This window comes from Pseudovibrio sp. FO-BEG1, assembly GCF_000236645.1.
In the GTDB taxonomy this organism is placed as follows: domain Bacteria; phylum Pseudomonadota; class Alphaproteobacteria; order Rhizobiales; family Stappiaceae; genus Pseudovibrio.
Genome location: NC_016646.1, coordinates 251,121 through 266,611 on the forward strand (window position 1 = coordinate 251,121; position 15,491 = coordinate 266,611).

The 15,491-nt window shown below is 53.8% G+C and carries 14 protein-coding genes; 8 read left to right on the forward strand and 6 right to left on the reverse strand.

Translation table 11 applies throughout. The features are described 5' to 3' along the window. Nucleotides 1-12 precede the first annotated feature (12 nt). From PSE_RS25755 to PSE_RS25765, 3 genes are read left to right on the forward strand one after another with little or no spacing between them, the layout of a single operon-like run. Nucleotides 13-1,317, forward strand: a complete 1,305-nt coding sequence (locus tag PSE_RS25755) for a capsule biosynthesis protein (RefSeq protein ID WP_244421398.1) — start codon at nt 13-15, stop codon at nt 1,315-1,317. Continuing rightward, entirely contained in the window at nt 1,314-2,612 is a 1,299-nt protein-coding gene (locus PSE_RS25760; protein ID WP_014290334.1) for a capsular biosynthesis protein, read from the forward strand. The genes PSE_RS25755 and PSE_RS25760 overlap by 4 nt, the downstream gene beginning before the upstream one ends. A 14-nt stretch (nt 2,613-2,626) precedes the next feature. Beyond that, nucleotides 2,627-3,373, forward strand: a complete 747-nt coding sequence (locus PSE_RS25765; RefSeq protein ID WP_014290335.1) for a formyltransferase family protein — start codon at nt 2,627-2,629, stop codon at nt 3,371-3,373. Between the two features lie 41 nt (nt 3,374-3,414). On the opposite strand, the gene PSE_RS25770 is transcribed toward PSE_RS25765, so the two are convergent. Continuing rightward, nucleotides 3,415-4,347: a DMT family transporter gene (locus tag PSE_RS25770; protein WP_014290336.1), complete on the reverse strand. Its 933-nt coding sequence runs from the start codon at nt 4,345-4,347 to the stop codon at nt 3,415-3,417. Between the two features lie 281 nt (nt 4,348-4,628). On the opposite strand from PSE_RS25770, the gene PSE_RS25775 reads away from it, so the two are divergent. Further along, on the forward strand, nt 4,629-5,057 hold the full coding sequence (locus PSE_RS25775; RefSeq protein ID WP_083841648.1) for a hypothetical protein: 429 nt from the start codon (nt 4,629-4,631) through the stop codon (nt 5,055-5,057). An 11-nt stretch (nt 5,058-5,068) separates the two neighbouring features. Here the strand turns inward: PSE_RS25775 and PSE_RS25780 are convergent, their stop codons facing one another. Continuing rightward, nucleotides 5,069-5,338 carry a DUF2798 domain-containing protein gene (locus PSE_RS25780; protein ID WP_014290339.1) on the reverse strand — a complete coding sequence of 90 codons (270 nt, stop codon included), beginning with the start codon at nt 5,336-5,338 and terminating at the stop codon, nt 5,069-5,071. A 258-nt stretch (nt 5,339-5,596) separates the two neighbouring features. Here PSE_RS25780 and PSE_RS25785 point away from each other — a divergent pair, with 258 nt between their 5' ends. The 3 genes from PSE_RS25785 to PSE_RS25795 all read left to right on the forward strand — a co-directional run bounded on the left by PSE_RS25785 (nt 5,597) and on the right by PSE_RS25795 (nt 8,613). Beyond that, on the forward strand, nt 5,597-6,961 hold the full coding sequence (locus tag PSE_RS25785) for a cytochrome P450 (protein WP_014290340.1): 1,365 nt from the start codon (nt 5,597-5,599) through the stop codon (nt 6,959-6,961). Between the two features lie 75 nt (nt 6,962-7,036). After that, nucleotides 7,037-7,549 (forward strand): GNAT family N-acetyltransferase, encoded by a 513-nt coding sequence (locus PSE_RS25790; RefSeq protein WP_014290341.1) that lies wholly within the window; start codon nt 7,037-7,039, stop codon nt 7,547-7,549. A 104-nt stretch (nt 7,550-7,653) separates the two neighbouring features. Continuing rightward, the gene (locus PSE_RS25795; protein ID WP_014290342.1) at nt 7,654-8,613 is read left to right on the forward strand and encodes an ADP-ribosylglycohydrolase family protein; all 960 of its coding nucleotides are present in this window, start codon (nt 7,654-7,656) and stop codon (nt 8,611-8,613) included. Nucleotides 8,614-8,639: 26 nt separating this feature from the next. Here PSE_RS25795 and PSE_RS25800 read toward each other — a convergent pair whose 3' ends face one another. Further along, the gene (locus PSE_RS25800; protein ID WP_014290343.1) at nt 8,640-9,257 is read right to left on the reverse strand and encodes a GNAT family N-acetyltransferase; all 618 of its coding nucleotides are present in this window, start codon (nt 9,255-9,257) and stop codon (nt 8,640-8,642) included. Nucleotides 9,258-9,569: 312 nt separating this feature from the next. Here PSE_RS25800 and PSE_RS25805 point away from each other — a divergent pair, with 312 nt between their 5' ends. Next, nucleotides 9,570-10,952, forward strand: a complete 1,383-nt coding sequence (locus PSE_RS25805) for an FAD-dependent oxidoreductase (RefSeq protein WP_041769284.1) — start codon at nt 9,570-9,572, stop codon at nt 10,950-10,952. Between the two features lie 85 nt (nt 10,953-11,037). Here the strand turns inward: PSE_RS25805 and PSE_RS25810 are convergent, their stop codons facing one another. Genes PSE_RS25810 through PSE_RS25820 form a run of 3 tightly spaced genes read right to left on the reverse strand, consistent with a single transcriptional unit; the run spans nt 11,038 to nt 15,480 of the window. Beyond that, nucleotides 11,038-12,267, reverse strand: a complete 1,230-nt coding sequence (locus PSE_RS25810; protein WP_014290345.1) for an HAD family hydrolase — start codon at nt 12,265-12,267, stop codon at nt 11,038-11,040. A 43-nt stretch (nt 12,268-12,310) separates the two neighbouring features. Next, on the reverse strand, nt 12,311-13,372 hold the full coding sequence (locus PSE_RS25815; RefSeq protein ID WP_014290346.1) for a LacI family DNA-binding transcriptional regulator: 1,062 nt from the start codon (nt 13,370-13,372) through the stop codon (nt 12,311-12,313). A 5-nt stretch (nt 13,373-13,377) separates the two neighbouring features. Next, the gene (locus PSE_RS25820; RefSeq protein WP_014290347.1) at nt 13,378-15,480 is read right to left on the reverse strand and encodes an ABC transporter ATP-binding protein; all 2,103 of its coding nucleotides are present in this window, start codon (nt 15,478-15,480) and stop codon (nt 13,378-13,380) included. Nucleotides 15,481-15,491 lie beyond the last annotated feature (11 nt).

The window sequence follows — 15,491 nt, forward strand, 5'->3', positions numbered from 1 at the left end:
AGCATTGTTTCTATGTCAGGGCGGTCGGTTCTTATTTTGCAGTCTCATCCATCCGGGTTTTGTCGGGCGTTGGTGAAGGAGTTTGAGGCGCAGGGCGTTGCTTATACTGTTGTCAATTTTTCACTGAGTGACTGGTATTTTCGTGTTGGGTTGGGCGCGAAGAATTATTGGGGGCGGTTGAAGTCGTGGCGGGCCAGGCTTGAGAAGCTGATTGATGAGAAGGGGGTGACGGACATCCTCTATTATGCGGATCGGCGGCCTTATCATCGTATTGCGCATGATGTTGCCATGAAGCGCGGCATCAACACCTTTGCCTATGAATTTGGGTATATGCGGCCAGACTGGATCACGCTGGAGCGTGGCGGGATGGGGGTCTATTCTCACTTCCCCAACGATCCTGAGCAAATTCAGAAATGTGCAGCAAATCTGCCAGGCCTTCGGGCGGCGGGGCGGTTTCCGCATGCCTTTTTGCAGGAAGCGACCAATGAGGTGATTTGCAACCTCATTCCGGTGTTCTTTCCTTATCTCTACCCATTTTATCAGCGTGACCGGTATTATCATCCGTTTCGTGATTACTTCAGTTACATCCCGCGACTGATGCGTCAGAAGCGGCTTGGCGTGGAAGCGGAAGAGACAATTGCGCGGCTTGTTGAGGAGCATGCCAACTACTTTGTGATTCCTATGCAGATGCAGGGGGATTATCAGATCCGGCACCACTCGCCTTACAAGCACCTTTCCAGCTTTATTCGGGAGCTTTTCAGCACGTTTGCGGAAAGTGCGCCTGCTGACAACAAGCTGGTGTTTAAGCTTCATCCGTTTGACAACAACGTGGAGAACTGGCCGCAAGTTATCCGGGATGTAGCAGCTGAGTTCGGGTGCCAGGACCGAACTATCATCATCGATGGCGGAAACCTGAGAAAGCTACTCAAGCACTCCCGTGGCTGCGTGCTGGTGAACAGTACGGTGGGCATGGAATCCCTCAGTATCGGCGTGCCGGTGAAGGCGATGGGCACCGCCGTCTATGATATTGCCGGATTGACGGATCAGCGCTCTTTGGGTGAGTTTTGGAAGGAACCTTTAAAGCCGAATGCTGACCTTTATCACGATCTGGAAAAGCTCATGGGACATACCATTCAGGTGCGTGGAAGCTTTTTCAATCCGGAAGGCAGGCAGCTGGCTGCAAAAGAGTTTGTGAAACGCATATTGAATGACGGCGTCAACGGGCATGGCGCTTATGTTGAAACACCCCCGCGTCTGGCGCAGGCCAAGGCTGCGGGTACTCCTATTCCAGATGATTGTTACTGGAGTGACAAATGACTTCAGAAAACAACCGCTGCATTTTGCTGCTGCAAGGGCCTCTTTCCAAATACTACGCACGCACTGCGCACCACCTGGAGCAACTGGGTGCGAAGACGCTGAAGGTGCATTTTTGCGGCAGTGATGTGCATGACTGGGAGCAGACTGACTCCATTCACTTTGCGGAGCCGGAAGAGAACTGGGAGCTGTTTCTGGAAGCACTTATCGTTGCGCATGGCGTGACGGACATTCTGCTGCATGGAGATCGACGCTACTATCACAAGGTGGCCATTGGCGTTGCCAAGCGGTTGGATGTGAACATCATCGCCACCGAGCTTGGCTATCTGCGCCCTGACTGGATGACGGTGGAATTTGGCGGCTGTTCCGCGCTCTCGCACTTCCCGCAGAGCAAGCAGGAGTTGATGGCACTGGAAACGCCTGCGCAAGAGGACAGCAGTGCTGTAGTTTATCCGGGCAGTTACAAGCAGATTGTGTTGCAGGAGCTGGGTTTCACCTTCTACAACGCGTTGCACGCTCGCAAGTTTCCGCATTACCGCAATCACCGCACGGAGCCACGCACACAGGTTTATGGTGGCTGGCTGAAGGCGCGGATCCAGGCCAAGACACGGCAGCAGGAAGCTGAGGTGATCTGGGAGCAGCTGAAGCAAAGCGGCACGCCTTACTATCTGTTCGCGTTGCAACTGAATGGTGATTTTCAGATCAGGGACCACTCCCCGTTTGGCAGCATCTATGAGGCGATTGAGAAAGTCATCACCTCCTTTGCACGCAATGCGCCGGATGGGACGCTGCTGCTGTTCAAAAGCCATCCGCTGGAGTACCGCTTCAAGGATCTTTCCCGCGCCATCGTTGAGGCAAGCCGTAAACATGGGGTTGAGGGTCGGACCCAGCTCATTCATGGGCGGACGATCAAAGAGCTGGCAGAACCATCCCTTGGCATGCTGACTATCAACAGTTCAGCGGGTATTGAGGCGCTGGAGTACGGCGTACCGACCTGCTGCATTCTGCCAACCATTTACGATATGGACGGCCTGACCCATCAGGGCGATTGGGAAGAATTCTGGCGCTCCGCGACGCCGCCAGAACCAGATGTGTTCCGTAAGTTTGTGGAGGCGCTCAAAGCCACCATTCAGGTGCGCGGCACGCTTTATAATGCTGAGGGGCTGGAAGCGGCTGCGAAGGGAACGGCAAAGAAGATCCTCTCCACCGCCTATGCTGAGCAACGTTTGAAGCGCATGGAGCCACCACGCATGGCCAAGGCGCGGAAGATGGGCGTAACCTACGATCACTTTATGTAGTTTGAGGGGGTGCAGTGCAGATCTGTCTCATTTCCAACGCGAGTGTCTACACAGATGCGGCCCTGCATTCATTGCTGGCTCACCCTGAGATCAAGATCGCAGGATTGGTGAAGTGTACCTCTGTCGTTGGCAAACGGGATGACTGGCGGGCCTATAAAGATCTGATCCTGCGCTCTGGTCCGCTATATGCAGGCTATCTGGGTGCAATCACCAAGCCTGCTTACCGGCTACCTCACGTCCCAAAATGGAAGAGCATGAGCGTTTGGGCGCACAGCCTGCAATGCCCTATCCTGCACACAACGGATGTAAGTGCCCCACAAACTTTGGATTTCATAGAGAGCTGCCAGCCGGATATCACCCTCACAGTACATCTGGGGCAGATCCTGAATGCAGCATTCTATGAGCGCTTCGCGGGCAAGACCTACAACATCCACCCGGGCAAACTGCCGATCTATAAAGGGCCGGATCCGGTCTTTCATGCGATCATGGAAAATGAGCAGGCCTTTACGGTGAGCCTGCATGAGAGCATTCAGAGGATTGATGCGGGCAAGGTGCTGGCGGAAACGACGGTGGTGCCTGTGAGGCGAACGCTCTTCCGTACCAATCTGGAGCTTTTCAGCAAAGCGGGGCAATTGGTCGGCTCGCATTTCCTTGGCAAGAATGACTGCATGCCTGTGCCAGATGACAGGGCCCCGCGATATCGCAGCTGGCCCACCAATGGCGAGGTTCTGCGTTTTCTGGCGCGAGGCCACAGGCTCTAAGCTCTGATTACACGAACTATCGCAGAACCTGCAAACACATTCTAGTCAGCTCTGACAGCCACCTTCTCAGCCGCTTCCGGCTCGTCAGCTGCTGCCTTTTCAGCATCGCGGATGCGCTGACGGGAGAGCGAGAACAGGCCTGCGCCAACAACGATGATCGCGCCAAGGATTGTACTCCAAACCGGCAGATCAGCGAACACGATGAAACCGATGGGGATGGACCAGACGAGCTGCAAATAGTTGAACGGCTGGATATCGCTTGCCTGTGCCAGCGAAAGGGCCTTCATCAGCAGGAAATGCGCGGAGGTTCCCGTGGCACAGATGCCAAGCAGCAGAAGCCACTCCACCTCATCAAACGCCATCATGTACTGGGAGCCGATGATGGTGGAAAGCACCGTGCCCACAATGCCCACGTAAAGGAAAGAAGTCAGCGCGCTGTCATCCTGGCTCGCAAGGCGGGTGAACAGCTGGTAGAGCGCAAAGCTGACGGACGCGGCCAAAGCCACAACAGCGCCCCATCCACCAATGTTGCCATCCGGCTGCAACATGATCAGCAGGCCCGCCATGCCGCACACCATTGCCGTAATGCGGCGCCAGCCAACGGTTTCACCTAAAAACACAGCAGCAAGGCCAGTCACGATCAACGGATGGGCCTGAAAGATTGCGGTCACATCCGCCAGCCCCAGCATGCTGAAGGCAAAGGTAATCAGGCAGATTTCGGCAAACAGTAAGAGGCCGCGGAAGATTTGCAGGCCCGGGCGCTTTGTGCGCACCACATTGTAAAGCCCCTGCTCGCTGATCATGGCCCAACCAACAGCAATCGCCAGCAAAACCCAGAAACGCACCATCATGATGAACCAGACCGGATGATCTGACACCAGCTGCTTGGTGATCGCATCCTGCATCGCGAAGATGAGCGTAGACAGGATTGTAAGCGCGATACCCATGTTTCGCTTGCTGAGGAACTGAGCCATTTTTTGTCCTTGCTAGCAGCACAAATCCGCTTACGGAGACGAACCAGAAAGCGAATGAAGAGGGAGGAAATGTGCTGAAAAGTAATTCTGAATGCCAACCGACATTAATAATGCACGTATACTCTGATGCATCACAAAGCAAATGCAAAAAACGCAGAGCAGCTATTTTTGCATCACAGTTCGTTTAGGCGGCATAGTTTTGCGGAAGTGAGAGCGCTTTTGCGCCGGTTCTGGTTACGTTTGCGATAGCTCAACAGCGGCTGAAACCAAAGGATTTGAGAATGAAACACCTTTTCCGGCTATTGGTTTTTCTCTCCCTCGCTCTGCCCTCAGCCAGCGCTGTCTCTGCTGATCAGCTGGATCCAAACGTTGCTGTAGCCAGAAGTTCTCTGAAAGACTTTGCCCTGATCTCCTGCCTCATAGCCATCGATCCAGGCAGCTCGCTTGCCAATGATCTGGCGCTGTCAAAGCGGGCGTTTTCCTTCGCGGGCAAGGGCCACTACATGATTATGCAGGATGAGTATACGTTAGAAATGACACACGATCCCTACTATGAAACGGTCGTTCTCATGCTTCAGGAAGCACAGAAGTTCATCGGGATCATGAAAAGCGGAGAGGTCTCACAGAGCTACGGTTGTTTTCAGGTCTACCACTCGCAAACCTTTGATGCATTTATTGCCACGCAGGATGAGTACATCTTGCCGAACTGATGGCCGCACAATCAGCAGCCTTCTGGTGCCTCGTGCAGCTCAGCAGGTTCGTCGCATACACGCACGACTTTGGACAGCAGTACAGTCACAAACGGGAAGACCAGTGAGCTGATGACCACGGCCAGAGCAAACGCGACGGAAAAGGACTTGAACCACAGGGCCATAAAGTTTTCGACGAACCCGAGGTTCAAAACCAGCATGGCGAAGGACATCAACAGGCTCATAAAAAAGGAAATGCTGATCCGCAGCAGGTAGCCATAGGTTCGTGGGGAAACATTCATACACTTATCTCTTATTTATTTTGAACTCAAAATATATGAAATCAAGTCAAACTGTCAAGATACCCCGTTGCATGGCAGATATGCAGTTTTACGGTTACATCCGCCCCTTCAGGACCACCAGCAATTGCATTGTATTTTCAATATGATCCGAAGTTTATTTCAGCGAATTATTAAAAAGGCCGCGGCTACACTCCGCCATCGGGTCAATCCCGCGAGGACCCTCGATGTGACCAGTATGATGCAATCGAGTCAGGCTCTATGGATACAAACAACAGCTTATATCGCCCCCCGGCACCTCACCCTTACACCGAAGGTACGGGGGATTTTGATGGCGTTGAAACAAACCTCCTAAAGCACCTTCCCGAAGAACTTTACAAAGCAGATGTCGTTGATATCTCTACCTCTGACCGCACCAACTATCTGGTCAACGACCCTGATCTGATCTCCGTTATTTTTGAAGAAAAGCCCGAAATCTTCGTCAAAGCGGAAGGCATGATCGAGCTGCTGCGCCCATTGCTGGGTGACCACCCGATCGTAACCAGCAACAACCGCTGTCTGGACCAGCGCGACATGATCCGCCCCATCGGCACCATGCGCACGCAGCAGGTCAACTTTGAGCATATTCAGGATTCCATTGGCCGGTTTAGCGATTACTGCGAAGAAATTCAGAACGAAAACCGGGTCATCGACCTGTCTTTGCTGCTTCGCCGTCTCAATGCAGATATCGCGTATCGCATGCTGTTCTCCAACGAGCTGCCCAAAGACGTATTCAAGGAGATCAACTCCCACGCCCGCGATTTTGAGCTGCGCATCTCTCAGCTGATCCGCGAAACGGCTGAGCAAGGCGTTGCCTGGCAACTGCCCAAGCTGCCGCAAACGGCCATGTATGCCGCGCAGCAGCTGCGCTATCTGGTGAGCATGCTCATTGATGGCAACATCCAGAGCAACAGCTTCTCCCACCACAGTTTCCTGCACAAGTTCCTCATCGCCCGTTCTCCTGAAACCAACATTCCCTTCACCCGCAAGCAGTTGATTGACCACGTCACCACCATCCTGAACAGTCAGGAGCTTGCCGCCGCCGTGCTGATGTGGGCATTCTTTGTGCTGTCCCAGTGCCCTGAGGCTAAGCAGAAGATCAGAGAAGAAGTGCGCAAGGTCGCCGGGCATGATGACATTCACTTTGAGCAGCTCTCCCGCCTTAGATACACCCGCAATGTGTTCCGCGAGATCCTGCGCCTTTACCCGCCGATCCCACACCTGACCCGCCGCGCCAGCAGGCCGCTCAAGCTGGGCAAGCTGGATTTGCAGGAAGGAACGCAGATCACCGTTTCTCCATGGATCGTGCACCGGCACAAACAGTACTGGTTCAACCCGGATCGGTTCGATCCGGAGCGCTACATGCGCAAGGATCAGCACATCATTATGAAGAGCTTTCTGCCGTTTGGCCGTGGCCTGCGCATGTGCACCGGCGCCAGCTCCGCCATTCTGCAAGGCACCCTCATCCTCGCCCGCATCGTCAGCAAGTTCGACATCGACATCCTCAACGCCGACAAGGTGGAGCCGGAAGGCGTCCTCTTCCTGGAACCAACCCGCCCCATCGTCTGCAAGGTCACACCGGTTTAAACTCCAATACCCCTCGACGTCCCTTCATCATCAATGCTAGGGAAGCGCAGTGCTGCGCGCCGGGGGGGAAGAGCGATGTCCATTGAACTGAAACCGATGACACAGGCCGATGTGTCTGCGCTGATGAACCTGTTTCAGCTCTACCTCTATGACATGTCAAAATACATGCACTGGCCGATCTCCCAGGAAGGTCGGTTTGAGTTTGACGAGAACATCGTGCTTGCCTACTTCCGGCAGGCAGATCATCACCCCTATTTCATCATGAGCAACGGCGAGATCGCAGGGTTCGCGCTGGTCCGGCGCTATCCTTATGACGCCGATCTCATCGACATGGGCCAGTTCTTCATTCTTGGCAAATTTAAACGGCAAGGACTGGGACAAGCCGCGTTAAAAGCCTGCCTGCAACAACACCCCGGCGATTGGCAAGTGCGTGTCCTGCCCAAAAACGCAGGCGCCCAGAGCTTCTGGACCAAAGCCATCACTGTCCTCACCAACGACTCTCATCATACCAGCTCGGGCGATTATCAGGGCACTGAGATGACCTTCATCCATTTCTCCAGCAAGAGCGCTCTTTGCTCTGCGGACTAGCAAAGTCATAGGAAGATCAATCACAAACGGGTTACAGGGGCTTTTCGTTGACGGGAGCTCTGCCTATTATCTCTTCAAAATTTGAGTAGTGATTGGAGAATTGAATGAGCCAGCATGCGGTTAAGGCCCACAGCCTTCTTGGTGCATTTGTTGCGGATGCGGCGTCACTTGGGCTGCACTGGCTTTATGATGTTGAGCGCATTCACCATGTCACGCAGGAGCAACACGATTCCGCTGCCTTTGTTCCGCTGACACCATCCTACTTTGAGGGCGTGCCTGCCTACTTCGCCCATGCCAACCGGCAGGATGGTCAGTTCACCCAATACGGTGAAAACCTGCATCTGGCACTTCAGCACCTGCTGGCACACGACAAGCACCTGAAGATGGAAGAGTTTCAGCAGGCTTTTGCCGCGCATTTCGGTGCTGGCGGCACCTACAACGGTTACATCGACCGCCCAACCCGTGGCACGCTGGAAAACATCGCCAGTGAGAAGCTGACGCCTTCCGGTGTTGATGACGATCAGCTCCCGGCCCTCTCCAAAATCCCAGCAGTGTTGTTTGCCTACGACCAGAGTGATCAGATGCAGGATCAGGTGGAGGCCATCATCCGCTCCACCAACGACAACGAGGAATCTGTCGCCTACGGCTTTGTGTTTGCAGACCTTCTGGACCGCGTGGTCAATGGCGAAGAGCTGCAGGACGCTTTGGCAGCAGCGACTGATAGCTCACATCCTGACATTCAGGGCAAACTGAAAGCCGCGCTGGAGGCAACAGAAACGGACTCCGTCAGCTACGGCGAGACCACAGGCCGCGCCTGCCACCTTGAAATGGGCGTCCCACTCAGCTTCCACATTCTGAAGAATACGGCATCTTATCGCGAAGCCATTGAGACCAACATTCTGGCAGGCGGCGACAGCGCCGGACGTTCCATCCTCATCGGCACAGTGCTCGGTGCCATCCACGGTCTGGACGCCGACAAAGGCATCCCGCTCTCGTGGATCCTAAAGGTGCAAAATAACACCCACCTCTGGCAAGAATGCTGCGAACTGACGGGACATAGCTAGGGGAAGTTCTCGGTGGAGTAGCTACTTTAGCTCCAGCGAACTTCAGGAACTCTCAGGTGGTCTGCATTTTGAAGCGCGTAGGCCACTCCAGAAACGAGAGAACCATCGGGCAGCTCGCAGGCAAGCGGGGTTCGGGCAAATTCCTTGAACCCCAGTTTTCGGGCAAGTCGTGCGCTACCTTCGTTTGGTTCAGCATGCCCGGTGGATACCAGACGCGCTGACAATGCATCAAAAGCAACCACGACCATCGCGCTTACGGCTTCAGAACCGTACCCACGCCGAGCCCACTGAGAACGTATCCAGTAAGTCAGCCGAAACTGACCGCGTCGCCAGATCGGCAAAAGCTCAATAAAGCCAACGAACTTATCATCATGAAAGATGCTGAAAGGCAGCCGCTCTCTCAGGTCAAATAATCGTATTTGCTCACCCAGCTGTGTTGCCTGCCAACTCTGGCTGGCTTCCTGTTCCCTGTCTCCCATCACTTCGTGAAACCACGGCAAAAGCTCATCAAAACTTTCAGCGCGGGCTTCAGCGAGCTGCGCCGCTGTGTTCTCGGCGGGCTTCAAGATCTGCAAATGCTTTGTCTGCACCTGTTCAGGCACTGAAATGGAAAGAGGGTCTATAAGACGCGCCTTTGGCAACATGGTCCGATCTCTGCAGCATGGAGTAACTCAGAAACTATGCATGAAGACTGCTTGGAAATGAAGCGCTGCTTTAACGTCTGAGCCATTTGAGAAAAACAGTCGAGCAAAGGTCGTTCTGATTGAGATTTCCGAGGTGCATCAGTTATTTTATGCATGCTGCGTGAATGCGATTAAACGTAGGGTTTTCTGAGAGGTTTGAAAGTGTCTCGACGCTTTCTCGGTTTGTTAGGGCTGTCCCTGAGTTTCCCTTGTGGGTGGAGATAAAACACCTCAAGGTTGCAGGCGCATCTCTTTCAAACCAAAGTGTTTCCCATGGTCATTCCTCCCCGTAAACGCAGCATTAGCCGCCGGAATTTCCTAAAGACATCAGCATCTTCTATTGTGGTTGCCAGCTTATTTGAGCTGAACCTGAACAAGCCCAATGTGTCCTCCAGTGGCAAAAGCGTCATCATTGTTGGCGCTGGTATTGCCGGTTTGACCGCCGCCCGTGATCTGATGGATGCGGGCTACACCGTGCTCGTGCTGGAGGCTAGCAACAAAATTGGCGGTCGCATCCGCACCAACCGCGCGCTTGGCGTTCCCATCGAAGAAGGGGCTGGTTGGATCCACGGGCCGGATGATAACCCCATCATGAAGCTTGCCGATCAGATGGGCCAAAAAACCTTCGTGACCAAGGACTCCAACTTCACCGTCTATGACCATCGCGGCCAGACGGTTTCCAACGAGATGATCTCGAAGATGGGTGAAGAGCACTATGAGATGCTGAATCTGATCAGCAACGGCATGACGAAAGATATGCCCCTTTCTGAAGCGCTCGAACATATTGCACCGAAGATGTCCCGCGATCCGGTGTTCAAGTGGATGACCTCCGCCTATACCGAATTCGACACCGGCAGCCCGGTCAACGAGCTCTCAGCCATGTACTTCAGTCAGGATGACATGTTCGAGGGCGAGGATGTGGTGTTGGTAGATGGGTACGACCGGCTTTTGGAACCGCTCACCCATGGTATCGCGATACTCACGCGCAAACCTGTCCGCCGCATCGCGTACCATGATCGCGCGGGCGTGTTCGTACAGACCGACCGGGAGATTTTTGAGAGTGATTTTGTGATTGTCACGGCACCGCTCGGGGTGCTCAAGTCTGAGGACATTGAGTTCATCCCGCCGCTGCCCGAAACACATAGGAACGCAATTGAACGCGTTGGTATGGGAGACGTCACAAAAGTCGCAATGAAATTCGACGACCTGCACTGGCCTGAAAACACTCAATATTTTGGCTTAATGACGCAAACGCAGGGCCGCTGGAATTATTTTCTCAATCATAAGCCCTTTATCGACGCAAACGTACTCACCGCGCTCAGCTTCGGCAACTATTCCCGTATGATCGAGACCATGGATCACGACTATATGCTTGAAGATGCTATGAAAGCGGTGCGTGTTATGTTTGGCGCAGACACGCCGGATCCCCGTCACTACATCGCAACCCGCTGGTCGCAGGATCCTTTCACCAAAGGCGCTTTCTCCTACGCCAAAGTCGGCTGTAATCCTTATGATTTCAATGTGTTATCTGAACCTGTCGGCAAATGCCTGGCACTGGCCGGTGAGCACACCAACTTTCAATACCACGGTACCGTCCATGGCGCTCACTTGAGCGGAAAAAAGGCGGCGAAAATTGCAATGAAAACAATGATGTAGCGTTTGGGGTATTTCATGCAAGAAGCCGCAGAAAATGGCTTCAGCGGCTTTCGGTTATTCAAAATTATGCTGTTAATGCAAGACCTTATGCTTTAGCATCAATCTCTTCAAGCACGTCCAGAAGCTGGTGCGGAAGGCCGATTGTGTAATCCGGCACTTCATCCTGATTGGCAGGTTCTTTTGGATAGCGCGGGGTCCAGTTGATCCAGACAGATTTCATCCCCAACCGGTTCGCTCCTGCCACATCACGTTCAAGGTTATTCCCCACCATGACGCAGCCTGCATAGTCCTGTTCTTCAAGCCCCAGAAGCTTCACCGCTTCAAGGAACATACGCGGATCGGGCTTATGGCAGCCCACGGCTTCGGAGATGGAGCGCGCATCGAATTTATGCCAGAAATCCATAGCCTTATGGACGTTCTCAAAGCTCTCAACCAGACCATCAGCCACCAGCGCCACCATGTAGCCGCGCTCCTTGAGCCAGTCCACTAGCTTGTCCCCACCCGGGATTGGCTCTGCCGAGAGCACTAATTCCCCCTCAACAAAAATCTGAGAGCTCTCGTCAATCAAAGTATCCCCGCTATCAAGGAACACCGCCTTCACGCCTTTCGCCTCACTGCGCAGCTCTTTCACAACAGCGCGAACCCGAGATGGAATAGAAGCCTTCAGCTCTTCCCAAGGCATCATCTCAACAGAGCGCAGATCGAAGATCTGATCGAAATGATAGGATGGCTTGAAAGCTTTTGATTCCATATACTTACGCGCGACATGATGATCATAAGGCTTCAAATCTGCCAGCTCCGCGGCAAACATATCCTGCACTAGAATAGTCCCGGAACCTGCTCGCTCACCACAGCAAATGGTCGTTATCGCAAAGTTGGACCGCAGCGCTTCAGAACTTGCCGCAAAAGCGTGTTTTCCTGGTTCAGAATAAAGGGTTACACGCCCTTCTTCCATCGGCACCTGACCGTTCCAAGAGCTCAATTCCCCCGCACAGCCATGGGCGCTGCCTTCTACACGCACCACTTCACCCGCTTCGGAGAGGTACACCCAGATGTGCTCCAGCTCGTAAAGGTGTTGGATATCCCAGTCCCACCAGATGGCATACTCAATAGCAAGCGCAGCGCCGTTTAGCTTTATTTTCTGGGCACTTGAGACGGAAACACCGTCCTGATCGTAAAGCGTATATCCCAGTGCAGACGGGAGGAAAGGTTCTTTGTCATCAAACCGGATAACAGGCGCATGCTGCTTCACCAGCTCTGCGATATCTGCTGATGTTGCCTCAGAAAAAGACAGAGGGGCTGCGGAAATATTCAATTGAAACTCCTTGTTCTTCTTGTCCGGGAAGAAGGCTGGCGCTTTAGGCAGCGCTTGTAGAAAGAGGAAGGGATCCCTTGCGGGGATGGGAAACGGAACGCCGTTGTTTCAACTCAACGGGCTTGGTCTCATGCAGGCGCTTGCTGGAAGGATTGCGTATCTTTTCAATGATATAGCGGGCCGCAGACGCGCCCATCTCAGCAATTGGCTGCTGGATGGTGGAGAGCTGCGGAGAGGTGATGCTGCTGATCGGGATACCATCGTACCCGAGAATGGAAACATCCTCCGGTACGCGCAAACCACGGTCAAAGCACGCATGCATCGCACCAATGGCTGCCGTATCCGTTATCGCAAAAAGCGCTGTGATTTCAGGGTTCTGATCCAACAGTTCGTTGGCTGTCGCATACCCCAAATCATACCGTTTGCGCTCATTGGGTTCCGGCAGATGCACCGACTTTTCAATCTGGTATTCGCGGGCAACTTCCAGCAGCCCACGCATGCGCAGGTTGCCCACGCTCTCCCGGCGCGGGTCATGGTCTGCCTTGGTGGCGAGCACACCGATATGTTTATGCCCCAACGCCACCAGGTAGCGCATACCGATGCGCCCACCTTCCGTGTTGTCGCAAACCACAAAGGATTCAGAACGACGACCGGGCAGAATATCGACATAGACTGTCGGAATATCGTTCGCTTGCAAGCGCTTAACGTTCTTCAGCGTTTCGGCAGCTGAGTTGGAGGGGCGTACGATTGCCCCCGCCACCTGCATCTCGATCATGGTCTGCGTGTACTTGCGTTCACGCTCCGCTTCTCCCCGTGTGCAGCAGGAGAGGACTTTGAAGCCCTCATCATGCAGCGTCTTTTCGATGGACGCATAGAGCATGGTCGCAAACGGGGATTTCTGGTTTTCCAGAAACAGCGCAACCAGATTGGAATCCTGCCGGCGCAAAGAGGTGGCCAGACGGTTGGGGCGATACCCCAACTCATCAATCACAGCCTGAATCTTGGCGCGGGTTTCTTCCTTCACCCGCTCGTCCTTATTCAACACCCGGGAAACGGTTGCCGTTGAAACGCCTGCCTTTTCTGCCACATCACGGATACTTGCCATCGGTGCTACCCCGCCATCGCTTCCAATTGGTCCGCGGGCGTATTTTGCACCACATCAGGGTGATGGCAAGCAAGCATATGGTCCGTGCTGATCTCACCAAGCGATGGATCAGAACTCTCACAAATGCTTGTGGCATAACGACATCTCGGCGCAAACGGACAGCCCTTCGGCAAGTTTGCCGGGTCTGGCACGTTGCCTTCCAGCCGGATGCGCGTGTCATCCGCATGCGCGTTTGGCACTGGCTCCAAAATGGCACTCATCAACGCTTCGGTGTAGGGGTGCCGCGGGGCATTAAAGATCGTCTCGGTGTCCGCCAGCTCCACAATTCGGCCCGCATACATAACCGCAACACGGTCACTGATATGCGCCACCACACTCAGGTCGTGGCTGATGAACAGGTAGGTGAGGTTCAGCTCTTCCTGCAGATCTTTCAAGAGGTTAAGGATCTGCGCCTGTACGGAAACATCCAGTGCAGACACCGCTTCATCGGCAATAATCACTTTTGGATACGGCGCCAGAGCGCGGGCGATACCGATGCGCTGACGCTGGCCGCCACTGAAGGCATGAGGATAACGCTTCAAGAACTCCTTTGAGAATCCGATCTTATCCATCACTTCAAGCACGCGCTTTTCAATATCTTTCGTGCTCTTCAACTCCTGCCCGACACGCAGCACTTCGGCAATGATGTCGTACACCGCCATACGCGGGTTGAGCGAGGAGTTGGGATCCTGAAACACCATGCGGATATCCGCCCAGTAAGGTCGCAGCTGGCTATCCGTTTTGCCGGTCAGCTCAACCACTTCCTCCTCAGGACGGAACATCACCTTACCAGTCGTTGCCTTATGTAGGCCGATAATGGTCTGCCCCAGAGTGGACTTGCCACAACCAGATTCCCCAACAAGACCAAGGGTTTCCCCACGCCAAATTTTCAGTGACACATCGTTGAGCGAGCGCACTGTTCCGGTCTGGCGGTTGAAGAAACCAGATCGGATCGGGAAGTGTTTGCTCACATTTTGCAGTTCCAGAATAGGCGCTTGTGAGCGGTCTACCGGGTTTGGAGCATGCAGGCAGTCATCAACTTGGGAGGTCGACGTATGTAGTGGGACAAGATCAGCCTGTGCCCCAAACCCGTGACAGCGGACGCTTTGCACGCCACTGATCGCAGTAAGCTCCGGTAGTTTTTCATTACAAAGGCCGGTGACAAAGTGGTCACAACGGTCCTGAAACGGACAGCCTTTAGGTCTGTTCTGAAGGCTTGGCACCACACCCGGAATGGCATTCAAACGCGCGCGTCGTTTCCCGTCCGTATGTGGCAGAGAAGCCAAAAGCCCTTTTGTATAAGGGTGTTGAGGATTGGTCAGGATCTGTTCAACAGGCCCCTGCTCCACCACATTGCCCAGATACATGATGACCACTTCATCAGCGATATCTGCCACCACGCCCAGATCATGGGTGATGAACAACATAGACATGTTGCGCGTCTTTTGCAGATCGCGCATCAGGTCCAGAATGATCGCTTGTGTGGTCACATCCAGCGCAGTGGTCGGTTCATCGGCTATCAGCAGGCGCGGGTTACAAATCAGCGCCATCGCAATCATGGCTCGCTGGCGCATACCGCCGGAAAGCTCGAAAGTGTAGCTGTCAAACCGATCTGCAGCAGAGGGAATGCCCACCAGTCGCAGCATCTCAATGGCCTGGAACTTGGCTTCTTCAAAGCTCAGGTTCGTATGCCAACGCAACACTTCAACGATCTGGTTGCCAATGGTGTAGAGCGGAGACAGCGATGTCATCGGCTCCTGATAGATCATGGAGATCTCGTTGCCCTGAATGGCACGAATATGTTTAGCTTTTGCAGGGCCTTGGGCAAGATCCAACAGATCTCCATCGGCGCGCTGGTATTCTATCCTGCCGCTTTCAATGGCAGCATGATTGTCCAGAATACGCAGCAGCGCCTTTGCGGTGACGGACTTTCCGCAACCGGATTCCCCCACCAAACACACCGTTTTTCCTTCGGGAATGGAAAAGCTGATGTTGTCCAACGCGGTTACCTTCCCATCATCACCGGAGAAGGAAACGCTGAGATCCGTGACGTTAATCAAGGGTTTCATAGTCTCGTTCC